This is a genomic window from Oleomonas cavernae, assembly GCF_003590945.1.
Lineage (GTDB): Bacteria > Pseudomonadota > Alphaproteobacteria > Zavarziniales > Zavarziniaceae > Zavarzinia > Zavarzinia cavernae.
Genome location: NZ_QYUK01000011.1, coordinates 1,141,445 through 1,162,572, shown reverse-complemented (window position 1 = coordinate 1,162,572; position 21,128 = coordinate 1,141,445). Strand labels below are relative to the sequence as shown.

Here is a 21,128-nt window from a genome sequence, read left to right as displayed (position 1 = left end):
GGTGCCCCGCATAATCAGCGATGATCCGGCAATACTGTCCGGATAAGGCGAATAATAGATGGACCGCTTCGACTCCATGCGCGTCTTCACCCGCGTGGTCGAACGGCGCAGCTTCACCGTCGCGGCGCAGGACCTGGGCCTGCCCCGCTCCACGGTCACCGACGCGGTGAAGCAGTTGGAGGCGCGCCTGGGCGTGCGCCTGCTGCAGCGAACCACCCGCCATGTCAGCCCGACGCTGGACGGCGAGGCCTACTACCGGCGCTGCCTGTCCCTGATCGCGGACCTGGAGGATGCGGAAGGTGCCTTTGCCGGCGCGCGGCCCCGGGGCCTGCTGCGGGTGGAGGTGCAGGGCACGCTGGCACGGCATTTCCTGCTGCCGGGCCTGCCCGCCTTCCTGGCCGAATACCCGGAGATCGAGCTCAGCATCAGCGAGGGTGAACGCTGGGTCGACGTGATCCGCGAGGGCGTCGACTGCGCCCTGCGCTGGGGCACGCTGCCCGACAGCGACCTGGTGGCACGGCGCGTGGGGGTCCTGGACCGGTTGACCTGCGCCGCCCCCGCCTATATCGAACGCTTCGGGCTGCCCGGCGACATTGACGGCCTGGAAGGCCACCGGATGATCGGCCTGCGCTCCCTCTCCACCGGCGCCGTGCGACCGCTGGAATTCATGGTGGAGGGATCGCTGCGCAGCGTGACCCTGCCGACCCTGGTGTCGGTGACCGGCACCGAAAGCTACCTGATGGTGGCCCGGCTGGGCCTTGGGCTGTTTCAGGTTCCACGTTTTCACGCGGCAGCGGATCTGGCGCAGGGCACGCTGGTGCCCCTGCTCGCCGCCTGTCCGCCGCCGTCGGTGCCCGTCTCCCTGCTCTATCCAAGGAACCGGCAGCTATCGCCCCGGGTCCGGGTCTTCCTCGACTGGGCCGCACGGATGTCCGCCGGCAATCTCGGGGTGGCGGCCTAGCCTATGGAACCCGGCGCGGTTCGGCGGCGAAGGTGCTGAGGCCCAGCCAGCGCTGCATGGCGCCCGCGATCGCCGGATCGCCATCCAATTCCAGCCGGCCATCCTCGATCTCGCGCCGGGCGACGGCGATCCCCATCCAGATCGCGGTCATGATCCGCAAGGAACTGGTCACCAGCAGGTCGACGTCGAAACCCGGATCGAAACCGCACAGGTCGACCTTGCCGTCGTCGACCACCAGCCACCAATTCCGCTTGGCCTGGGGCAATTCCGGGTACTGAAACTGAATCGTACAGCGCCGGGGCGGCAACGGCTGGGGATTGAGGTTGCGGCGCATGTCCCACATCAGCAGCGAGGGATCGAGATTCTTCAGCGAAAGCTGGGATTCCACCCATCGCTGCCCCCAGAAGCCCATGCCCAGGACGATGGGCCGCAAATCCTCCCCCGCCGGCGTCAGGCGATATTCGGCAACCCCCTTGGCATTGGGCACCGCGGCGATGACCCCCGCCCGCTCCAATTCCTTCAGCCGCTTCGACAGCAACGTCGGCGACATGCGCGGCACGCCGCGCCGCAGGTCGTTGAATCGGGTGGTGCCGCACAGAAGCTCGCGCACCACCAGCACCGTCCAGCGCGAGCACAGGATTTCCGATGCCATCGCCACCGGGCAGAACTGGCCGTAGCCGCCTTCGCCGTCCATCGTCACCCCCGTCACCACGCCGGCGGACAGCATACGCGCAAAGCGGGGGTGGAACACGCCGCCAGTACAGTTCGTGAACTGGACCCCGGCCGATGCGACGGGGATTGTATCGGCGATCATGACACGCATGGAGGGAGCAGACATGAGCCAGGCCGTACAGGTTTCAACAATCATCGCCGCCACGGTGCCGACCCCGGCCGAACGGGTGCAGCCATTGCTGCCGGTCCTGGCAGGCCGGGCGGCCGCCATCGACGAGGGCGACACTTTCGTGACCGAGAACTACGCCCTGTTGAAGGAGGCGGGCCTGATCGAGGCCGGCGTGCCGGCCGAACTGGGCGGCGGCGGGGCCACCGTGGCCGAACTGGCGGAAATGCTGCGCCTGCTGGCCCACGGCTGCAGTTCGACGGCCCTGGCCTTTTCGATGCACACCCATCAGGTGGCGATCCCGGCCTGGCGCTGGCAACACCAGAAGGCGGCGGCGGTCGAGCCCTTGCTCAAGCGCGTGGCGGGCGAGCGGATCATCCTTCTGTCCAGCGGCGGCTCGGACTGGATCGGCGGTTCGGGCGAGGCCCGCAAGGTCGAGGGCGGTTACCGCGTCTCGGCACGGAAGGTCTTCACCTCCGGCGCCGCGGCCGGCGACCTCTTGATGACCGGTGCCGTGGTGCGCGGCGAGGCGGGCGACTCCGTCATCCATTTCGCCCTGCCCATGAAGGCGCCCGAGGTGCGGGTGCTCGACACCTGGCGGACGCTGGGCATGCGCGGCACCGGCTCCAACGACGTGGTGGTCGAGGATTTCTTCGTGCCCGACGCGGGCGTCGCCCTGACCCGCAAGGCCGGCGAATGGCATCCGCTGTTCCAGACCATCTCGACCATCGCCTTCCCGCTGATCTATGCCGTGTACTTAGGCGTCGCGGAACGCGCCCGCGAGGTCGCGATCGAGATCGCCAAGGCGAAGCCGGCGACGGAAGACATGCTCGCCCTGGCGGGCCGGATGGATACCGCCCTGCGCGCCGCCCAGCTTGCCCATGGCTGGATGCTGCGCGTGGTGGAGCGCAACGCCCCCTCGGCGGATACGGTGAACGAGGTCATGATCGGCCGCACCCTGGTGGCCCAGCATGCGATCGAGGCCGTCGACCTGGCGCTGGAACTGGCGGGTGGCGCCGGCTTCTACCGTGCCCGCGGGCTCGAGCGGCTGTTCCGGGATATCCAGGGCGCCCGCTTCCACCCGTTGCAGGCCGGGCCCCAGGCCCGCTATGCCGGCGCCATGGCCCTGGGCCAGCCGGTCGCCCGGATATTCTGAAACAGACGAGGAGACGGCCATGCTGGTAGCGAAAGACCGTGTGGAGGTGAGGATGGAAATTCCCGGCGCCGTGATCCGTCAGCGCATGGATTTCGGCGACGCGAGCGGATACGGCCGGATCAGCGCGGAGTATTTCACGCTGGCCGCGGGCGTCGATACCACGCCCCTGTTCCAGGGGCTGGAGGGCGATCTGTGCCAGTGCCCGCACTGGGGCTTCGTCTTGCGCGGCCGGCTTACCACCACCGACGCGGACGGCAGGCAGGAGACGGCCAGCGCGAACGATCTGTTCTACTGGCCGCCTGGGCACAACGTGAAGGTCGACGCCGATGCCGAGATCATCATGTTCAGCCCCCAGCACGAGCATCGCCACGTCATCGACCACATGATCGAGAAGACGAAGGCCTGAGGAAGAACAAGGCCTCAGGCGGGGGCCGTTGCGGTCGGCGCGGTTACAGCGCCGGCCGCAAGGTCGCCCCCTGCTGGAACCGCCGCACCGCGCGCAGGCCCAGCCACACGAAGATCACCAGCACCACGGCCTGCACCGCGCCGAAGACCGGGTCGGTCGGGTTGATCGGCGTGGGCGCCGCCGGATTGAGCGCCGGCACCTTGGAAAAGGTCTGGGCGATGGCGACGAAGGCCAGGAAATACTGGGCGGCGACCATCGAGGCGGCATAGATCCGGCGCCACGGGCCGGCCAGGCCAAAGCCGTAGCGCCCGATGACGGCAGCCGCCAGCAGGATCAGCGAGATCGCGCCCACGATGTGGGACGGCAGGATCTGCGTGAAGGGAAAGCCGAAGCCGGTGGCGCTGGTCACGATCGCGCTCACCAGGAAGATGGCGGTCGCCAGCGGCGTCTCGCGGCGCTGGATCAGGCCCGCGACCATCAGGAAGCCGACGGCCAGCGCAATCAGGCTCGCCCAGGTGTGAAAGCCCGTGAATGTGGTCGGATCGAACATGATGCCCCTCCATTGTCGCACGCAGCGGCTGTTCGCTGCCCAGCCTCAAGTCTAGTGCCAACCGCCGCGCGGGATACTGTACGCCAGATGGTCGCCGCCTATACCTTGGTTTAACGGGTGGGCTGGAGGGGGGTGGCTGCCGTACAGGCACTTGGAGGGCTGGAAGGGCGAACAACGCTCATGCCAAGCTGAAGGCCTTCCGCGCAAAGATCTCCAGGCTTTACCGCGGCAACGCCAGCACCTGCCCCGGATAGATCAGGTCCGGGTCCTTGATCTGGCCTTCGTTCGCCCGGTAGAGGTCGATGTACCGCGTCCCCGTCCCCAGCTCGTTGCGGGCGATGCGCCACAGGCTGTTGCCGGGCTGGACGGTGAAGCTGGTTGTTTGGGCGGTGACGATGCCGGCGCTGGCGACCGCTTCCGGCGTGGCCCGTTCGAAGGGCAGTTCGCGGCGGGCGATGACCTTGCCGTCGGCGCCGATCTCGTCGAGACGCAGGGCGTAGCGGCCGGGGTCGACGGCTACGTCGGGGGTTACGCGCCATCGGCCGTCGGGGCCCGCCGTGGTCTGCGCGATCAGGCGCTCGCCCAGGTAGATGCGGATGGTGGCGCCGGGCTGGGCCCGGCCGGCCAGGATCGGGGCACCGTCGGCGCCGTATTCGACCAGGTCCAGGGTGGGCGCGCTGCCGGTGGGCAGCGGCGCGCTCGCCGGCGTGCCGCCCGGCCCCTGGAGAATCTTCGAGGGTTCGGCCGCGCCGGCCTGGTCGCGGTTGGTGAGCACGGCAACGGGAGGCTCGCCCGTGCCGGCCGTCGCCGGCGGCTTGGCCCGCGACGGCACGTCGACCAGCACCACCTGGTCGGAGCGGACCGAGCGGCCGTCGGGCAGCTTGGCTTCGAGCGAGAGTTCGAGCGTGCCCTCGGGCAGCGGCTTGTCGATCATCATGGCCCAGGAGCCGTCGGCCCCGCTGGCCGACGTGCCCAGGGGGGTGCCGTTGCCCCGGATCTCGACCTGGGCCTGGGCAGGCGCCCGGCCGGCCATCACGGCGGTGCCGTCGGCGGCGATGCGGGCGACGTCGAAGGTGGGCGGCACCAGGGCCGGCGCGGCGGCATCGCCGGGCGCCGCTCCCGCGGGCGGGGGGGCGGCTGCCGCGGGCGGCGCGGCGGCGGCGGGCGGCACGTCGACGCCGCGGGTCGCGGGCGGGGCCGCCCCGGCATCGGCCGCCTGCGGGCCGGGCGCGGGCGGCGCCTTGTCGGCGGCCGAAAAATGCCACAGCAGGCCCAGGAGAAGGGCGACGGCCAGGGCGATGCCCCCGCCGACGGCGACACGTTTTCCCCGCTGCTGTTCCAGAACCGCCGCCATGGCCTCGAGTCCCCCGCGACGGGGCCGATACGCCAAGCCCCATCAGTTACTGACGGGATTACCATGCCTTACCGGGGGCAGGCTGAGAAGATAGGTTGCAATTGCAAGACGGTCTTCGTCGGTCAGGTGGCTGGTGCCGTCGTCGACCACCTCCGCCATCGAGCCCTGGACATTGTCGAAATCGGGCATGGTCCCGCTGGCCAGCACCTCCGCGATGTCCTCGGCCGACCAGGTGCCGATGCCGGTGTCGCGGTCGGGCGTGATGTTGGGCACTTTCTCGCCGTCCGGGCCATCCGCCGTCCCGGCTAGGTTGAGGCCGATCAAGGCCCCGCCCAGGGGGCTGCGCGGGGTGTGGCATTCGCCGCAATGGCCCAGTGCCCGCACCAGATAGGCGCCGCGGTTGACCTGCTCCCCTTGACCGGGCCGGGGCCTGAACTCGCCGGGGCGGAAGAACATCTGCTTCCAGCCCGCCTGCAAGGCGCGCCACGAGAAGGGAAAGGCCACCTCGTGGGCCTTGCGCGGGGCGGCGACTGGGGCGAGCGAGAACAGATAGGCCTTGATCGCCAGAGCGTCCGCCCGGGTCATGCCGGTATAGGAGGTGTAGGGAAAGACCGGGAAATAATGCTCGCCCGCGGGCGAGACGCCCTCGCGCAGCGCGCGCAGGAAATCCGCGTCCGACCACTTGCCGATGCCGGTGTCGGGGTCGGGCGTGATGTTGGGGGTATAGAAGGTGCCGAAGGGCGTCGCCATGCCCCGCCCGCCGGCAAAGGGCTGGCCGCCCTTGGGCACCGTGTGGCAGGCCATGCAGCCACCCGCCCGCACCAGATAGGCGCCGCGGGCGACCTGCGCTTCGTCGGCGATGGCGGGCTGGCCGGCGACGGCGATAAAGGCCAATGCCAGGGCCCGGATGATGCGCTGGAGCAGCATTGTGCGTCCTTCGAGACGCCGCCTTCGGCAGCTCCTCAGGATGAGGTAAGTCCTTTTGCCATAAAGATTTTCCTCATCCTGAGGAGGCCCGGAGGGCCGTCTCGAAGGACGCAAGTTGGCCGGGCCTTACTTCTCGGGCCCGCGGAAGATCTTGTGGCAGGCGCCGCAGGCCTCGCCGGCCTTGTCGACCGCGACACCCAGGGCGGCGGGGTCGCCGGATTTGGCCGAGGCCAGCACGGTGTCGGCGGCGGCCTGGAAGGCGGTCAGCTTCTCGTCCCAGCCGGCCTTGTTGCTCCAGATCTCTGGCAAGGCCCGGCTCTTGGGCGTAATCGAGCCTTCGGTGAAGAGTTCGGGGAGGGTATTGGCGACATCGACCAGGCCCTGCGCCTTGGCAACATCCTCGGGCGTGATGGTGCCGGCCTTGGCCGCCGCGGCCAGCGCCTTCAAGGCAGCGCCGTTTGCCTTCATGCCGGCCTCGCGCTTTTCATACAACTCGTCGGGGGTCGCCGCGAGCGCGATACCGGCCAGGCCGGCCACCAGGCCCAGTGCGAGGGCGAAACGCGGGCCGTGAAGCTGACGCAAAGCCATGCTAATCCTCCAAAACGTTCGGGTTTCTACCGCGCCCCGGCGAAAACATAATACAATCATACCCCCCGGGCCATCCGGCCCGCTCTGGATCCGAGAAAATCATGTCACCGGTCAAAAGCCTTTGTGTGTTCTGTGGTGCCTCCACGCCCAAGGATCCCCGCTTCGTCGAGGCGGCCGCCCGGTTCGGCCGCCTGCTCGCCGCCGAGAGGATCGAACTGGTCTATGGCGGCGGCGCCCTGGGGTTGATGGGCACCATTGCCCGGGCCTGCCGCGACAACGGCGGCCGCGTGGTGGGCATCATCCCCACCTTCCTGACCAAGCTGGAAGCCAAGCTGGAAGACATCGCCGAGACCATCGAGGTCGAGACCATGCACCAGCGCAAGCGCCTGATGTTCGAACGTTCGGAAGCCTTCGTCGTCCTGCCGGGCGGCATGGGCACCCTGGACGAGACGGTGGAAATGACCACCTGGGCCCAGCTCCAGCTCCACACCAAGCCGATCGTGCTGGTCGACTACCTCGATTATTGGCAGCCCTTCCTGGCCCTGGTCGACCATGTCATCGCCACCGGCTTTGCCCGGCCTGCGACCCGCGACATCTACACCGTGGTGCCCGATGTCGCCGCCGTCCTGCCGGCGCTGGCGGGCCTCACCATCGATCACAGCCCCACGCCCATGCCGGTCGCGGAATAATTTTGCGGCACTGCATCACTTTAGACGATTGGGGGGCTGATCACCGCCAATCGCTTGTGTATGGTGCCGCCCATCCACTCCCACAACCTAAGGAACGGGTCAGCATGGTCGCGAAGATTAAGGTCGCCAATCCGGTCGTCGAGCTCGACGGCGACGAAATGACCAGGATCATCTGGACCTTCATCAAGCAGAAGCTGATCCTCCCCTACCTCGACCTGCCCATCCAGTATTTCGACCTCGGCATCGAGCATCGCGACGCCACCAACGACCAGGTGACCGTCGATTCCGCCAATGCGATCAAGGCGGTCGGCGTCGGCATCAAGTGCGCCACCATCACCCCCGACGAGGCCCGGGTCGAGGAATTCAAGCTCAAGAAGATGTGGAAGTCGCCCAACGGCACGATCCGCAACATTCTGGGCGGCGTGATCTTCCGCGAGCCGATCATCTGCACCAACGTGCCCCGCCTGGTGCCCGGCTGGACCAAGCCGATCGTGGTCGGCCGCCATGCCTTCGGCGACCAGTACCGCGCGACCGATTTCAAGATCCCCGGCAAGGGCAAGCTGACCATCAAGTTCGTGGGCGACGACGGCACCGTGATCGAGCACGACGTGTTCGATTTCCCCGGCAGCGGCGTCACCATGGCGATGTACAACCTCGACGACTCGATCAGGGACTTCGCCCGCGCCTCGCTCAACTACGGCCTGCTGCGCAAGTGGCCGGTGTACCTGTCGACCAAGAACACCATCCTCAAGGCCTATGACGGCCGCTTCAAGGATATCTTCCAGGAGATCTTCGACGCCGAATTCAAGGCGCAGTTCGACGCCGCCGGCATCGTCTACGAGCATCGCCTGATCGACGACATGGTGGCCTCGGCGTTGAAGTGGGAAGGCGGCTATGTCTGGGCCTGCAAGAACTACGACGGCGACGTGCAGTCCGACACGGTCGCCCAGGGCTTCGGCTCGCTGGGCCTGATGACCTCGGTCCTGATGACGCCGGACGGCCAGATCGTGGAAGCGGAAGCGGCCCACGGCACGGTCACCCGCCACTACCGCGAGCACCAGAAGGGCAAGGCGACCTCGACCAACCCGATCGCCTCGATCTTCGCCTGGACCGGTGGCCTGAAACACCGCGCCAAGCTGGACGACAACGCCGACCTCGCCCGCTTCTCCCAGGCCCTGGAAGAGGTCTGCGTCGAGACCGTCGAGTCGGGCAAGATGACCAAGGATCTCGCGATCCTGATCTCCAAGGACCAGCCCTGGCTGACCACCGAGGCGTTCCTGGATACGCTCGACGTCAACCTGCAGACGAAGCTGGCGTAACGCTGACAGTAGCTCTCTCCGCTGAAAGCGGAGAGAGCGGAGATTTGTGTGCCACGTAAGCTGACGAGATGGCGATACTGGCGAAGCCCTCGAAGCCCTCGAAGCCCTCGAAGCTACTCGATGATGTCGATCCGTTTCAGAGGAGGGACAACAGTGCCCACAAAACCGAAGAAAACTGGAATATCAACACCCACGGTCGATTCTGAATTGTTTGACTGCGCAAAACGCGCATGCAAGAATTCGTATGCACCCTACTCAAGGTTTCGCGTGGGGGCTGCGGTCCGGGCAGCTTCAGGTAAGATATATACAGGGACTAATGTGGAGAATATCGCTTATCCACTAGGGACCTGCGCTGAAGCTGGCGCCATCGCCGCAGCGCGTGTTGCTGAGGGCGGCAACCTTGTGCTTGTAGATGTGGCCGTCTACGCAGAGGCGGGAGATGCACAGCATGTGCCTTGCACGCCCTGTGGTGGTTGCCGCCAGCGCATTCTTGAGTTTGGCAAAAATGTTCGTGTGCAGTTTTTTGGTACTGACCTTTGCTGCCACGAGGTCACCTCTGGCGATTTGCTTCCATTTTCTTTTGAATTTGACAGCAAGGCAGAACAATGAGTAAACCTGAGGCGACGTTACAGAATGAAGATGCGCACTATCAGACCTTACTCCTCCTTAAGGATGAGCAATGGAACATAAAGTATTTATACGATAGATTGAATATTATCGATAGTAAATCAAGCGCATTACTTAGATTCAATGGCGTTATATTTGGATTTTTAGGATTATTGGTTTTCAGATTAGTAGATAAGTTTGATCCACTAACACAACAATCCCCTTTCCCTTACCCATTTTCTATGATGCTGCTTTGCCTTTTTTGTTTTTTATTTCTAGCTTATGCGGAGTTTTGCTGCGGTATAATATTTTACCTGAAATTTGATAGAATAACAGATATAAAATACCTTGAGTGCTACAAGAAAAACTTCTTTAATATAACGATAGATAGAGAGCGCTGGTTTAGAAGAGCCCTTTTGTCAACATATCTGGGAAATTTTATTTTTGTGGGTTTATTTATTGCGATAACAGTAAACGAGCTAATCGCATTGTATTGAGAAATTCTCAAAAAAGGAAAAACAGCACCCCAATTACCTTCTACGTGAACAGCGCTGTAAAGTTGGCACCGCTTCGCTGCCCGTTCCCGTCATGGATCCCTATGAGGCCACGACAACCGGTTCGGGGCGCATCTCAACCCAAATGGTGCCGCGCCAGGAAGTCGTCGATCAGGGTGTTGACTTCGGCCGGGCATTCCAGCCCTGCCAGGTGGGCGGTGCGTTTCATCACCGTGAATTCAGCGCCCGGGATCGACCTGGCCATCGCGGCCGTTTCGGCGACCGGAAAGGTGCGATCCTCCTCCCCCGCGACGACCAGCACGGGGGTGCGGATGCGCGCCATCAAGCCATGCTGGTCCGGCCGCGCCGGCACCACGCTGCGGATCGCCCAATAGACCGAGCGGGCATTGGCCCGGCCCACGGCGGCACGGATCGCCTCGCCCACCTGCGGCCGTTCGCGGGCCGACGTGGGACCGATGAAGGCATCGACCGCCTGGCCCACCATGAAGCCCGGCACCCTGCCCGCCCGCCACAGGATGCGGGTGAGCAGGAAATACTCGAGCTTCTGGCGCCAGCCGCAGGCCGAGGCCGTGCAGTTCATCAGGATCGCCACGCCGACGCGGGCAGGATAGGTCGCGGCGAAGGTGCCGCCGATCATGCCGCCCCAGGAATTGCCGACGAAGTGCGCCCGGTCGATGCCCAGGGCATCCAGGATCTCGACGATCGCCCGGGCACATTCTTCGAAACTGAACAGGCGGGTCAGGGCCTGGCTGGCGCCGTGCCCCGGCGAATCGACCAGGATCACGCGGTAGCGGTCGCTGAAATGCGCGGCCTGGGCTTGCCACATGCCGCCGTCCATCAGCAGGCTGGGCCAGAACATCAGGGCCGGGCCGCTGCCGGCCAGACGCAGGCGCAGGCGCCCCAGGCCGGTATCGACATGTCGGCTTTCCATCGACTCGCCCATTCCCGACCTCCCGCGGCGCTTGTTGGCCCCAGGCTAGGCTCCAAGGCGGGATCGGCAAATGATATGTGCGCGGGTCATCCCATGAACGATGTTCATGGGATGACCCGCCAGCATTGCGCTGTCACCGGCAACCAAAGCCTTTGGTCTGCCGCCATCGCGTTTCGTCGGTGGCAGCTCAGTCCTTGGCCGCGGCATTGAACGCATCGAGCGCTTCCTGCCCCCAAGCCTCCCGGCTCTTGTAGTTTGGCGTACCGGCCTTTTCGAAGTTTTTCTCGAACGCTGCCACGGCATCCCCCAAAGCTTTGGTTTTCAGGACAGCGGAAATGGTACTTTTGTATTCGTGTACAAGTTCATGCTTCAGGTAGCCGTAATTGGCGAAGTCGGTTTTCCAGTCCAAGGCGTTCTTGTCGCACCAGGCAAAAAAACTCTTGCGACGCGGACCTGTCCATTGGGCCCAGCCATAGCCGCCTTTTCCTTCTGGCTGCCCGATCTCGTGCAGATTGCGAAAGCCATTGCACTCGTGTCCGATATTGCCGAGCACGCCGGCCGCCTGAACCTGATTCAATTCGAAATCCGCCATCAAATTGTGCATGACGCCAGGTGCTTTCTGTTTGAAAAGAGTGTGATCGGCCATTCTTGCCTCCCCTCATCAATCCTGTTCGCGACGTGATTATTCGGCGATATTGTTTCGGAGCACGACCGTGTGGGCAGCGCCTTTCGCAAGGCCGTTCGCATCAGTGGTGACCCGGGTGCGCAGCACGCGATCGCGCACATTGCCGCCGATCAAATAAATCTGCTTGGCCTGGAGATCGGTGCGCACCACCAAGTCGCAGTGCGAGGGAAAGGAATCGCCGCCGGCCTTTATGTAGGCAGCGATGTCGTCCAACCCCCAACCGGATGTATCGACCTGGGCGGGATCTTCGGACTTTCGACCCCGCCACATGAGATCCCCGACGAGCGGGACGATTTCGTCCGAACGGTAGGCGACAATCGTGTCCTGCGTGTTTCCCGATAGGCGATTGAGCACCGCCTTCGAGACGTAAGTGCTGTGGCTCATCGAATAAGGAAACCGGCTCTTTGCCCCGGCCGTCCGCATAACAAAAGAGATAAAGGCAGCCGACCAAGGCTCGGCCTTTTGGGACTCCCAACCATCGCTGTCCGGGTAGACGCCGACCTTCATATAGGTCCACGTCCGGTGCCTCCATCCGTCCTTGGATTCATCTCCGGGCACCCCATGGCTGCCGGGCGCCGTGTGAATTTGCAGCGTGCTGCTCTCCCCATCGACATACGGGCTGCCAAAGAACCACCACTCCGCCATCGCAATAGCGGCGGCACGTTGATCGAATTCAGTAACAACCATGGTCTCCCCCGTTTCTGGCATTCGTATTTCGGTTGACTGCTGAAACCCCTTCAAGGCTTGGGAAGCGTCATGCGATATTCGAGTGGGCCGCCGTTCGGCACACTGTCGAACATGACCAACACCCGAAGCTGACTACCCTCCATGTCAAGGACGGTGACAGCTTCCGCCTTGCCTCTCTGACCCTCCACGGTTACATCCGCCAAGGTCGCCAGTAGTGACGAAGCGCCAGTCTGAGGATCGAAGACAAACAACGAATAGGGAACGTCCGATTGTTCCAGCGTCGGCCCCGCGAGCACCAACCCCCGCCCGTCCGCCGCCGGCAACATCGTCAAATCGCGAATTCCCGCCCCCTGCCCCAGCGGCAGGCGCATGACGCTTGGCGCCTTCGCGGCGAAAAGCAGATCCGGTGGCACGCTGACGATGAAGGCCTTGCCGTCGCTCGAAGGCGCACGCAGCCCGACGAGCAATGTGCCGCCAGCCACGGCCAAGCCTTCTATGTTCAGGCCGCCGTCGGCCAACGGCTTAGCGAAATACGCACCGATATCCGGTGCTTGCCGCAACACGTCGGAAAGCCGATAGGTACGCCCGGTCACTACCGGATGAGCCGGATTTGCCACTGACACCCGGATAAGGAGAAAAGAGGAGCTTCGAAATTCCACATCCTTGCGGCTGCATCCGTGTGAGCCCACGACGAGGAAGTCTGTCCCGAAAGCCGCCACGGCCTCGCCGTCCAGATCCTTGAATTTCTTCGTACCGCCAGTGCAGCCGTGATCCGCTGGCGGTGTGCCCGTGGCATCGGCAGGTGCGCTGGTGTCTATCAGGGAAATTTCGTTACCGACAACCAGCTTCCCCTCAGCGAGGGTTACGAACTGTGCCGAGCGGTTCTCGTCATTGATCACCAGACAGCGTTTTTCTTGTCCGGCGACCTCCAAACAGGCGATACCGCTTATGTCTCTTGCCGCATCTTCCGAGGATTTGCCGTGGAAACTCCCGATGACCGGGATCGCGGCTGTCGGCTGGAGCGGTGCGATTGCCTCAGCAGCCAAGAGATCGCTGATGGCCCCAGCGCAAGCCAGCACCATCACTACCGCTAAAAGCAGCGATTTTCTCATCTCTTGTTCCCCCGACGATGCAACGACGACTGCAATCATCAAGGGCATTCAATCATCGATTGAATACTCGATCAACAATATACCTTCAAGGGTTTCGACAAAACACGATCGCGCCGAAGTTAAAACCTGGGCGCGACACCGGACATAGGTCTTGGAAAAGCGAACGCGCGCTCAAACTCTTGCAGCAGGGTCGAGTAGCGTTGAGAGCCCCCGCCAGAAGTTCGACGTCCACTCGCCGTCCACGAGTAAATGGCGAGGGGGACTGTTCACGCCGCGAACAGGAAATCCGCGGCGGTCACATTGGTGTGGGCAATGCCGACCAGGCGCACGCTGTCGCCGCTGCCGTTGAAGGTCACCAGCGTATCCCCGCCGTCGGCCGCGATCGACCCGCCGCCGCCGGTCAGTTCGGCCAGCGAGTGATAGCCGAAGCCGGCGACGTCGAGCTTGTCCTGGCCGTCGCCGAAATTGTTGATGGTGTCGGCAGCCGAACCGGCGGCGAAGACGAAACTGTCGGTGTCCAGGCCGCCGTCCATGGTGTCGTTGCCGCCGCCGCCGGTCAGCGTGTCGTTCCCGTTGAGGCCCGACAGGTTGTCGGCCCCGGCATTGCCGGTGATCTTGTTGGCCGAGGCATTGCCCACGCCGGTGGACGCCGCCGTGGTCAGGAACTCCAGGTTCTCGAACACGCTGGCGAGGGTGTAGCTGGCGAAATTGACGCGGACCGTGTCGTTGCCGCTGGCCCCCGCCTCGTTCACCACGTCGCCCGCATTGTCCAGGATGTAGATGTCGTCGCCGTGGCCGCCGCGCAGCGTGTCGTTACCCGTGCCGCCGTCCAGGATGTCGTTGCCGTCGAGGCCGTAGAGCGAATTGGCCCCGCTGTTGCCGATGATCAGGTTGTTGAGGGCATTGCCGAAGCCGCTGAACCCGCCGGTGCCGAGCAGGGTCAGGTTCTCGATGTCGACCGGCAGGGTGTAGCCCAGCGTGGTATTGACCAGGTCGGTGCCGTCGCCCTGGTCGTCGACATTGTCCAAGCCGCTGTCGACGAAATAAGTATCGTTGCCTGCGCCGCCCGACATGTAGTCGCCGTCGGCCCCGCCGTTGATCGTGTCGTTACCCGCCTCGCCGTAGAGCTGATCGCCGGCGGCACCACCCGTCAGCGTATCGTCGCCGCCGTTGCCATGGATCACATCATTGTTGTAGCCGCCAGTCACCGTATCGTTGCCGCTGCCGCCCTGCACCGCCACCGAGTAATTGGTCAGGGCGCCGTAATTGAGTGTGTTGCCGGCATCCGAAAGATGCAGGACCGAGATGCCCATGTATACCAGGCCGGTCAGGTTCGCCGTGCCGCCGTCGAGCAGGCGGATCTCGTAGGTACTGATGTAATTGGTAAAGCCGGTGAAGGTCGCGGTCGACATCCGCAGCTCGGTCGTGTTGGAGTAGAGCCCCTCCATGCCGCTCACGGTCGCAACCGACAGGTCGACCAGTGGATCAAGAGCTGCGAACTGAAGTTGGTCCACGCCAGCGCCACCGTTGTAGACCTCCCCTGCGACGAATTCCGAAGCTGCATTGACATAGAAATAGTCATCCCCGTCGTCGCCGTTGATCGTATCCATGCCGGCGCCGCCGGTGAGATTGTCGCCGACATCCCCGCCATTCAACGTGTCGTCGCCGTTGCCGCCGTTCAATGAGTCCGCGGCGCCGCCGCCGCTCAGCGTGTCATTGCCGTCGTTGCCGGCCACCGTATCGGCAACCACGTTGCCGATGACGGTATCGCCGGCCGTTCCGCCCTGGATGCTGCCGAAGCCATAGATCGTGATACCCGAGAGGTCGATCGTGTTGCCGGCGTTCGAAAGGTGCAGGACAGTCGCGGATACGCCAGAGACCGTGGACAGATTGGCTGTTCCGCCCGTCATCAGCCGGACCTCGCCGGCAGCGAAGTAGTCACTGAAGCCGGCGAACTGCGCCGTGGTCAGGCGCGTCTCGGTGGCATTGGAAACCAGCTGTTCCATGTTGCTGATCACCGTCGCCGACAGGTCCACCAGGGCAACGAAACCCGCAACATGAAGCAGATCGGAATTGGCACCGCCGTTGTAGGCCTCCGCCGCGACGATTTCCGCCCCATCGTCGATGCGCAGCGTATCGTCGCCGTCACCACCGTTCAGCGTATCCTTGCCCAGGCCGCCGACGAGGGTGTCCGAACCGCCGTTGCCGGTGAGGGTGTCGTTACCACCGTTGCCCAGCAGCGAATCGCCGTTGAGGCCGCCCGACAGCGTATCCGCCGCCGTGCCGCCCTGGATCGCCGTGAAGCCGTAATTGGTCAAGGCACTGACATCGACCGTCGTGGCGGTGTTGGCCAGGTACAAGGTGCTGAGGTACATGCTGGACTGGGTCGCCATGACGAGGCTGCCGCCATTGGTGAGCCGGGCATCCGCGACGCCGATCGTGTCGGTGAAGGCGCCCAGCTTGGCAACCGTCGCCTGGGTTTCGGTGGCATTGGAGGAGAGCTGCTCGATGCCGGTGAAGGTGGCGAGGGCCAGGTCCAGCACGGCGCCCCCGCCGTTGTAATCGAAGCGGTCCGTGCCGGCGCCGCCGTTATAGACCTCGCCCGCCACATAGTGGCTGGGATCCGTGACGCTCAGGATATCGTCGCCGCCGGCGCCGTTGACCGTATCCTGCCCGGCCCCACCGGTCAGTTGATCGTTGCCGTCGCCGCCGGTGATGACGTTGTTGGCCGCGTTGCCGACGCCGGTGGCGCCGAAGTTGAAGGTGAACTCGAGATTCTCGAAATTGGTGCCCAGCGTGAACCCGGCCAGGCTGGTGCGCACCGTGTCGGTGCCCTCGGCCGCCGCCTCGGTGATCGTATCGGAAGCGTCGACGACATAAGTGTCGTTGCCCAGGCCGCCCGTCATATTGTCGTTGCCGGTGCCCCCGTCCAGCGTGTCGTGGCCGTCGCCACCGGTCAGGGTGTCGACGCCCTCGTTGCCGGACAGGATATTGTTACCGGTGTTGCCGATGATGATGTTGTTGAGGTCGTTGCCGGTGCCGTTGATGAACATGGTCCCGGTCAGGGTCAATTGCTCGATCGCCGTCCCTAAGGTGAAGCTGACCGAGGCCTGGACGATATCGGCCGAGCCGCCGCCGCCGGTCTCGTCCGCCGTGTCGCCCGCGTTGTCGGCGATATAGGTGTCGTTGCCCGAGCCGCCCTGCATGGTGTCGGCGCCGGTGCCGCCGTCCAGCGTGTCGTTGCCCGAATTGCCGATCAGCGTGTCGTCGCCGCCCAGCCCTGAGAGGACATTGGCGCCCGAGCCGCCGGTCAGCGTGTTAATCCCGCTATTGCCGGTGCCGTTGACCGCGGCACTGGTGGTGATGATCAGGTTCTCGACCCCGCTCGCCAGGGTAAAGCCGAGGGAACTGCGCACCGTGTCGGTGCCGCTGCCGCCGGTCTCACTCGCCGTGTCGCCGGCCGCATCGACGAAATAGGTGTCGTCGCCCGCCCCGCCGCGCATGTCGTCGTCGCCCGCGGCGCCATCGAGCGAGTCGTTGCCCGCCCCACCCAGCAAGGTGTCGTTGTCACCGCCGCCGTTCAGCGTGTCGTCGTTGTCGCCGCCGTCCAGCGTGTCGTCGCCCGTGCCGCCGGTCAGCGTGTCATTGCCGACCAGGCCATAGAGGCGGTTGTTGACCGTGTTGCCGGTCATGGTGTTGGCAAGGTCATTGCCGGTACCGGTAATCGAGCCGGTGCCCTGCATCAGCATGTTTTCCACACCGGCCGACAGGGTGTGGGTGGCCGTGGTCTTCACCAGGTCGGTGCCGCTGCCGCCGCCCTCGTCGACCACATCGCCGGCACTGTCGACGCTGTAGGTATCGTCGCCGGCCCCACCCTGCATCAGGTCGGAACCGCGGCCGCCGTTCAACTCGTCATTGCCGTTGCCGCCCACCAGCGTGTCGTTGCCGCTGTTGCCCAGCAGGTCGTCGGCGCCCGTGCCGCCCAAGATGATGTTGGCGACGCTGTTGCCGGTGCCCGCGAAGGCGCCGGCGCCGGTGAAGGTCAGGTTTTCCAGATAGCTGGCCAGGGTGAAGGTCGCCAGGACTGTCTTGACCTCGTCGGTGCCCTGGTTGGCTTTCTCCTCAACCGTGTCGCCGGCATCGACGATGAAAATGTCGTTGCCCAGGCCGCCGCGCAGAATGTCGGCGCCGCCGGCCCCGTCGAGCGTGTCGTTGCCTTCCAGGCCGTTGATTTCGTCCGGATCCGCCGTCCCGTTCAGGACGTCGTCGTTTGTCGTGCCGTTGATGATCGCCATGGTGGCCCCCCGACCATTATTTTGGTCGGCGGTTTCCCCCCGCGCTTCATGAACGCAGCCCGCCGACGCCATTACTTGTCGGCACAACTATATCATGCTCGTTTCGTAAAAAAATCGCCTGAACCCCCCTCAGCCGGTATGCATCCACTGTGGTGACAAAATACCTGACGGTAATTGGAATACCTCTAACAAGGACGATACTCGGATCCCGCAGCGCGAGATAAGCGGCGCAAAGAAAAATGCGCCGCGCTGCAACATGACATCATGACATAAGTGTCAGATTCATTTCAGCCGCCACGGCCGCGCCGGCTTCCCCGGTCAAAGCACCGCAGGAAATACGAGCCCGCCGCGTATTTTCAGGAGCGGTATGCCATGCCATGGTGGCGCCCGTCCGAGCAGCGTGCCCAGCGGAGCCCTAGAGAATGACGAATGACATTGGCTTGATCGGCGCCCCCCGTCGCCGCCGCTGGCCCTGGATCGTCGGTGGCGTGGCGCTTGTAATCGTCTTGGGCCTGATCTTCTGGCCCCACAGCACCACCTCGCCGTACAAGGTCCAGGCCGTGAGCCAGGGCACCTTGACCGTGTCGGTCAGCGCCACCGGCACGATCCAGCCGGTCGACCAGGTCGAAGTCGGTGCCGAAATCACCGGCCGCATCGTCGAACTGCTGGCCGACTACAACGACCAGGTCAAGGCCGGCCAGGTCCTCGCCCGCCTGGACACTGCCCTGCTGGAAGCCAAGGTGAAGCAATCCGAGGCCAACCTGCTGTCGGCCCAGGCCGCCGTGGCCGAGGCGCAATCCGCCGTCGTGCTGGCCGAAGCCAAGGCCAGGCGCACCCAGGCCCTGGCCAGCACCAGCGTGGTCTCGGCCCAGGCCCGGGATATCGATATCGCCGAACTGGCCCGGTCCCGCGCCGCCAAGCAGGCGGCGGAAGCCGGCGTGAAGGTGGCCGAGGCGATCTTGTCCTCCGACCGCTCCAACCTCGACAAGGCGACCATCCGCTCGCCCGTCGACGGCGTGGTGATTTCCCGCGATGTCGAACTGGGCCAGACCCTGGTCGCCAGCCTGCAGACGCCCGTGCTGTTCAAGGTCGCCCGCGACCTCAAAGCCATGGAGCTGTATCTCGACGTCGACGAGGCCGACATCGGCCATGTCGCGGTCGGCCAGAAGGCCAGCTTCTCGGTCGATGCCTACCCGACCAGGCTGTTCGATGCCGAACTCACCTCGGTGCGCCTCGCCCCAAAAGCGAACAGGGCGTGGTGACCTATGAGGTGCTGGCAAGGGTCGCCAATCCCGAATTGCTGCTGCGCCCGGGCATGACCGCCACCGCCGACGTGATCAGCGCCGTGCGGAATGACGTCCTCCTGGTGCCCAACGGCGCCCTGCGCTTCACCCCCGCCGATGCCGCCATCGATCCGCTGGAGAAGCTGCCGCCCGACCAGCGGCGTATCTGGTTGCTGGAGGACGCCACCCCCAGGCCGCTGATCGTCACCATCGGCCTGAGCGACGGCCGCCTGACCGAGGTTTCCGGCGCCGGCCTGGCGGCCGGGGCCCAGGTGATCGTCGACATCCAGCGCGAAACCCCGGCCCGCTGACGCCATGACCCTGGTCAGCATGACGAATATCCGCAAGGTCTATGGCGAGGGCGAGGCGCAGGTGATCGCCCTCGACGGCATCGACATGACCATCGCGGCGGGCGAGTTCGTCGCCGTGATGGGGCCCAGCGGCTCGGGCAAGTCGACCACCATGAACATCATCGGCTGCCTCGACACGCCGACCTCGGGCTCGTTCCGCTTCAACGATATCGAGGTGACGACGCTCGACCGCACCGGGCGCGCCCTGCTGCGCCGGAACTACCTGGGTTTCGTGTTCCAGGGCTTCAACCTGTTGAAGCGGACCAGTGCCCTCGACAATGTCGAACTGCCCCTGGTCTATCGCGGCATGGCCAAGGCCCAGCGCCGCGAACTGGCCGCCGCGGCGCTTGAAATGGTCGGCCTCAAGGGCCGCGAGCGCCATACCCAGGCCGAGCTGTCGGGCGGGCAGCAGCAGCGCGTGGCGATCGCCCGCGCCATCGTCACCCGCCCGGCCCTGCTGCTGGCCGACGAGCCCACCGGCAACCTCGATTCCGAGCGCAGCCGCGAGATCATGGAACTGCTGACCGACCTCAATCAGGGCCAGGGCATCACCGTGGTCATGGTCACCCACGAGCCCGACATGGCCGCCTATGCCAGCCGCCAGATCCGCTTCCTCGACGGCCGCATCCTCTCGGACGTGCGCGCCGACCGGGTGCCGGCATGATGTCCTTTGCCGCCACCCTGCGCATGGCGTTCCAGGAGCTGCGGCGCAACCTGATGCGGTCGGCCTTGACGACGCTGGGCATCGTCATCGGCATCGCCGCGGTGATCGCCCTGGTGACGCTTGGCCAGGGTGCCACCGCCAGCATCACCAACGAGATCTCCAGCCTGGGCCGCAACCTGATCATCGTGGCCCCGGGCAATGCCGGCAAGGGCGGCCCGCCCCAGGCGGCACCGCCGTTCAAGCTGGCCGACGTCCGCATCATCGAGCGCGACGTGCCCGACGTGCTGGCGGTCGCCGCCGTCTCGACCGCCGCAGCACCCGTGGTCCTGGGCAGTGCCAGTTGGGCCACAACGGCGATCGGCACCGACGCCAATTACCTGGCGGTGCGCGAATGGGCGCTCAGCGCCGGGCGGCCGTTCGACGACGGCGAACTGCGCTCGGGCCGCTCGGTCTGCGTCATCGGCCAGACCGTGGTGCGCGAGATCTTCGGCGCCCAGGATCCCATCGGCGCGCCCTTGCGCATCGCGGGCTTCCCCTGCACCGTCATCGGCACCCTGACGGCCAAGGGCCGGTCGATCCTGGGCACCGACCAGGACGACCTGGTGATGATGCCGCTCAAGACGTTCCAGCGCCGGGTCTCCGGCTCCCAGGACGTCAGCCTGATCATGATCTCGGCCGCCAGCGCCGAGGCGACGCCGAAGGTCAAGACCGACATTCAGGCGATCCTGCGCGAGCGCCGCCACATCACAGCGAACAAGACCGACGATTTCCAGGTCAACGACGTCTCGGAAATCGCCAAGATCATCGGCGGCGTCACCGTCATCCTGACCGCCTTTCTGGGCGCCATCGCCGCGATCTCGTTGCTGGTGGGCGGCATCGGCATCATGAACATCATGCTGGTCGCGGTGACCGAGCGTACCCGCGAGATCGGCATCCGCCTCGCCATCGGCGCCCTGGAACGCGAGGTGCTGGCCCAGTTCCTGTCGGAAGCCGTGCTGCTGTCCCTGTTCGGCGGCATGATCGGCGTCGTCCTGGGGTTGACCTTGTCCGCCGTCGGCACCCAGCTCCTCGGCCTGCCCCTGCTGATCGACCCGGGCGTGGTGGTCCTGGCGACCTTGTTCTCGGGCCTCGTCGGCATCGTCTTCGGCTTCTTCCCCGCCCGCCGCGCGGCCCGGCTCGACCCCATCGACGCGCTCCGGCACGAGTAACGCG

21 protein-coding genes are annotated in these 21,128 nt (G+C 65.0%); 11 read left to right on the top strand and 10 right to left on the bottom strand.

Annotation, left to right across the window (positions count from 1 at the left end):
- Window positions 1-58: 58 nt before the first annotated feature.
- Complete coding sequence (locus D3874_RS09255) at window positions 59-961, top strand: LysR family transcriptional regulator (RefSeq protein ID WP_119777834.1); 903 nt, start codon at window positions 59-61, stop codon at window positions 959-961.
- Window position 962: 1 nt separating this feature from the next.
- Here D3874_RS09255 and D3874_RS09250 read toward each other — a convergent pair whose 3' ends face one another.
- Window positions 963-1,775, bottom strand: coding sequence for a winged helix-turn-helix transcriptional regulator (locus D3874_RS09250; protein ID WP_233559888.1), 813 nt, complete (start codon window positions 1,773-1,775; stop codon window positions 963-965).
- A 22-nt stretch (window positions 1,776-1,797) separates the two neighbouring features.
- On the opposite strand from D3874_RS09250, the gene D3874_RS09245 reads away from it, so the two are divergent.
- The gene (locus D3874_RS09245; protein WP_119777833.1) at window positions 1,798-2,955 is read left to right on the top strand and encodes an acyl-CoA dehydrogenase family protein; all 1,158 of its coding nucleotides are present in this window, start codon (window positions 1,798-1,800) and stop codon (window positions 2,953-2,955) included.
- A 19-nt stretch (window positions 2,956-2,974) separates the two neighbouring features.
- The gene (locus D3874_RS09240) at window positions 2,975-3,361 is read left to right on the top strand and encodes a cupin domain-containing protein (protein ID WP_119777832.1); all 387 of its coding nucleotides are present in this window, start codon (window positions 2,975-2,977) and stop codon (window positions 3,359-3,361) included.
- A 43-nt stretch (window positions 3,362-3,404) separates the two neighbouring features.
- Here the strand turns inward: D3874_RS09240 and D3874_RS09235 are convergent, their stop codons facing one another.
- The 4 genes from D3874_RS09235 to D3874_RS09220 all read right to left on the bottom strand — a co-directional run bounded on the left by D3874_RS09235 (window position 3,405) and on the right by D3874_RS09220 (window position 6,780).
- On the bottom strand, window positions 3,405-3,911 hold the full coding sequence (locus tag D3874_RS09235) for a hypothetical protein (RefSeq protein WP_119777831.1): 507 nt from the start codon (window positions 3,909-3,911) through the stop codon (window positions 3,405-3,407).
- A gap of 220 nt (window positions 3,912-4,131) precedes the next feature.
- A complete protein-coding gene (locus D3874_RS09230; RefSeq protein ID WP_119777830.1) occupies window positions 4,132-5,265 on the bottom strand; it encodes a LysM peptidoglycan-binding domain-containing protein in 1,134 nt (377 codons plus the stop codon).
- A 42-nt stretch (window positions 5,266-5,307) separates the two neighbouring features.
- Window positions 5,308-6,192, bottom strand: coding sequence for a c-type cytochrome (locus D3874_RS09225; protein ID WP_119777829.1), 885 nt, complete (start codon window positions 6,190-6,192; stop codon window positions 5,308-5,310).
- A 126-nt stretch (window positions 6,193-6,318) separates the two neighbouring features.
- Complete coding sequence (locus D3874_RS09220; protein ID WP_158595914.1) at window positions 6,319-6,780, bottom strand: c-type cytochrome; 462 nt, start codon at window positions 6,778-6,780, stop codon at window positions 6,319-6,321.
- Window positions 6,781-6,881: 101 nt separating this feature from the next.
- Here D3874_RS09220 and D3874_RS09215 point away from each other — a divergent pair, with 101 nt between their 5' ends.
- From D3874_RS09215 to D3874_RS27915, 4 genes are all read left to right on the top strand, one after another.
- Window positions 6,882-7,469 carry an LOG family protein gene (locus D3874_RS09215; RefSeq protein WP_119777827.1) on the top strand — a complete coding sequence of 196 codons (588 nt, stop codon included), beginning with the start codon at window positions 6,882-6,884 and terminating at the stop codon, window positions 7,467-7,469.
- A 104-nt stretch (window positions 7,470-7,573) separates the two neighbouring features.
- Entirely contained in the window at window positions 7,574-8,788 is a 1,215-nt protein-coding gene (locus D3874_RS09210) for an NADP-dependent isocitrate dehydrogenase (protein WP_119777826.1), read from the top strand.
- Window positions 8,789-8,908: 120 nt separating this feature from the next.
- Window positions 8,909-9,397, top strand: coding sequence for a cytidine deaminase (cdd, locus tag D3874_RS09205; RefSeq protein ID WP_233559887.1), 489 nt, complete (start codon window positions 8,909-8,911; stop codon window positions 9,395-9,397).
- On the top strand, window positions 9,394-9,891 hold the full coding sequence (locus D3874_RS27915; RefSeq protein ID WP_147385593.1) for a hypothetical protein: 498 nt from the start codon (window positions 9,394-9,396) through the stop codon (window positions 9,889-9,891). Before cdd ends, D3874_RS27915 begins: the two co-directional genes overlap by 4 nt.
- Window positions 9,892-10,024: 133 nt before the next feature.
- Here the strand turns inward: D3874_RS27915 and D3874_RS09200 are convergent, their stop codons facing one another.
- From D3874_RS09200 to D3874_RS09180, 5 genes are all read right to left on the bottom strand, one after another.
- Window positions 10,025-10,852, bottom strand: coding sequence for an alpha/beta fold hydrolase (locus D3874_RS09200; protein ID WP_119777825.1), 828 nt, complete (start codon window positions 10,850-10,852; stop codon window positions 10,025-10,027).
- Between the two features lie 175 nt (window positions 10,853-11,027).
- Window positions 11,028-11,486, bottom strand: coding sequence for a phage tail tip lysozyme (locus D3874_RS09195; RefSeq protein ID WP_147385592.1), 459 nt, complete (start codon window positions 11,484-11,486; stop codon window positions 11,028-11,030).
- A 36-nt stretch (window positions 11,487-11,522) separates the two neighbouring features.
- The gene (locus D3874_RS09190) at window positions 11,523-12,212 is read right to left on the bottom strand and encodes a DUF2272 domain-containing protein (RefSeq protein WP_158595913.1); all 690 of its coding nucleotides are present in this window, start codon (window positions 12,210-12,212) and stop codon (window positions 11,523-11,525) included.
- Window positions 12,213-12,262: 50 nt separating this feature from the next.
- Complete coding sequence (locus tag D3874_RS09185) at window positions 12,263-13,363, bottom strand: DUF3616 domain-containing protein (RefSeq protein ID WP_199699002.1); 1,101 nt, start codon at window positions 13,361-13,363, stop codon at window positions 12,263-12,265.
- 227 nt (window positions 13,364-13,590) lie between these two features.
- A complete protein-coding gene (locus D3874_RS09180; RefSeq protein WP_158595912.1) occupies window positions 13,591-17,619 on the bottom strand; it encodes a beta strand repeat-containing protein in 4,029 nt (1,342 codons plus the stop codon).
- Window positions 17,620-18,041: 422 nt separating this feature from the next.
- Between D3874_RS09180 and D3874_RS09175 the strand changes: the two genes are divergently transcribed.
- Genes D3874_RS09175 through D3874_RS09160 form a run of 4 tightly spaced genes read left to right on the top strand, consistent with a single transcriptional unit; the run spans window position 18,042 to window position 21,124 of the window.
- Window positions 18,042-18,881 carry an efflux RND transporter periplasmic adaptor subunit gene (locus D3874_RS09175; RefSeq protein WP_119777821.1) on the top strand — a complete coding sequence of 280 codons (840 nt, stop codon included), beginning with the start codon at window positions 18,042-18,044 and terminating at the stop codon, window positions 18,879-18,881.
- Entirely contained in the window at window positions 18,875-19,213 is a 339-nt protein-coding gene (locus D3874_RS09170) for an efflux RND transporter periplasmic adaptor subunit (RefSeq protein ID WP_119777820.1), read from the top strand. The genes D3874_RS09175 and D3874_RS09170 overlap by 7 nt, the downstream gene beginning before the upstream one ends.
- 4 nt (window positions 19,214-19,217) lie before the next feature.
- Window positions 19,218-19,916, top strand: coding sequence for an ABC transporter ATP-binding protein (locus D3874_RS09165; RefSeq protein ID WP_119777819.1), 699 nt, complete (start codon window positions 19,218-19,220; stop codon window positions 19,914-19,916).
- On the top strand, window positions 19,913-21,124 hold the full coding sequence (locus D3874_RS09160; protein ID WP_233559886.1) for an ABC transporter permease: 1,212 nt from the start codon (window positions 19,913-19,915) through the stop codon (window positions 21,122-21,124). The genes D3874_RS09165 and D3874_RS09160 overlap by 4 nt, the downstream gene beginning before the upstream one ends.
- Window positions 21,125-21,128 lie beyond the last annotated feature (4 nt).

What these genes read in the sequence shown, in the direction of transcription:
- D3874_RS09180 (WP_158595912.1), bottom strand. Translation starts at nt 17,619, where the DNA reads ATGGCGATCATCAACGGCACGACAAACGACGACGTCCTGAACGGGACG.
- D3874_RS09200 (WP_119777825.1), bottom strand. Translation starts at nt 10,852, where the DNA reads ATGGGCGAGTCGATGGAAAGCCGACATGTCGATACCGGCCTGGGGCGC.
- D3874_RS09235 (WP_119777831.1), bottom strand. Translation starts at nt 3,911, where the DNA reads ATGTTCGATCCGACCACATTCACGGGCTTTCACACCTGGGCGAGCCTG.
- D3874_RS09190 (WP_158595913.1), bottom strand. Translation starts at nt 12,212, where the DNA reads ATGGTTGTTACTGAATTCGATCAACGTGCCGCCGCTATTGCGATGGCG.
- D3874_RS09160 (WP_233559886.1), top strand. Translation starts at nt 19,913, where the DNA reads ATGATGTCCTTTGCCGCCACCCTGCGCATGGCGTTCCAGGAGCTGCGG.
- D3874_RS09215 (WP_119777827.1), top strand. Translation starts at nt 6,882, where the DNA reads ATGTCACCGGTCAAAAGCCTTTGTGTGTTCTGTGGTGCCTCCACGCCC.
- D3874_RS09245 (WP_119777833.1), top strand. Translation starts at nt 1,798, where the DNA reads ATGAGCCAGGCCGTACAGGTTTCAACAATCATCGCCGCCACGGTGCCG.
- D3874_RS09165 (WP_119777819.1), top strand. Translation starts at nt 19,218, where the DNA reads ATGACCCTGGTCAGCATGACGAATATCCGCAAGGTCTATGGCGAGGGC.
- D3874_RS09255 (WP_119777834.1), top strand. Translation starts at nt 59, where the DNA reads ATGGACCGCTTCGACTCCATGCGCGTCTTCACCCGCGTGGTCGAACGG.
- D3874_RS09225 (WP_119777829.1), bottom strand. Translation starts at nt 6,192, where the DNA reads ATGCTGCTCCAGCGCATCATCCGGGCCCTGGCATTGGCCTTTATCGCC.
- D3874_RS09240 (WP_119777832.1), top strand. Translation starts at nt 2,975, where the DNA reads ATGCTGGTAGCGAAAGACCGTGTGGAGGTGAGGATGGAAATTCCCGGC.
- D3874_RS09195 (WP_147385592.1), bottom strand. Translation starts at nt 11,486, where the DNA reads ATGGCCGATCACACTCTTTTCAAACAGAAAGCACCTGGCGTCATGCAC.
- D3874_RS09230 (WP_119777830.1), bottom strand. Translation starts at nt 5,265, where the DNA reads ATGGCGGCGGTTCTGGAACAGCAGCGGGGAAAACGTGTCGCCGTCGGC.
- D3874_RS27915 (WP_147385593.1), top strand. Translation starts at nt 9,394, where the DNA reads ATGAGTAAACCTGAGGCGACGTTACAGAATGAAGATGCGCACTATCAG.
- cdd (WP_233559887.1), top strand. Translation starts at nt 8,909, where the DNA reads ATGATGTCGATCCGTTTCAGAGGAGGGACAACAGTGCCCACAAAACCG.
- D3874_RS09220 (WP_158595914.1), bottom strand. Translation starts at nt 6,780, where the DNA reads ATGGCTTTGCGTCAGCTTCACGGCCCGCGTTTCGCCCTCGCACTGGGC.
- D3874_RS09175 (WP_119777821.1), top strand. Translation starts at nt 18,042, where the DNA reads ATGACGAATGACATTGGCTTGATCGGCGCCCCCCGTCGCCGCCGCTGG.
- D3874_RS09250 (WP_233559888.1), bottom strand. Translation starts at nt 1,775, where the DNA reads ATGATCGCCGATACAATCCCCGTCGCATCGGCCGGGGTCCAGTTCACG.
- D3874_RS09185 (WP_199699002.1), bottom strand. Translation starts at nt 13,363, where the DNA reads ATGATTGCAGTCGTCGTTGCATCGTCGGGGGAACAAGAGATGAGAAAA.
- D3874_RS09210 (WP_119777826.1), top strand. Translation starts at nt 7,574, where the DNA reads ATGGTCGCGAAGATTAAGGTCGCCAATCCGGTCGTCGAGCTCGACGGC.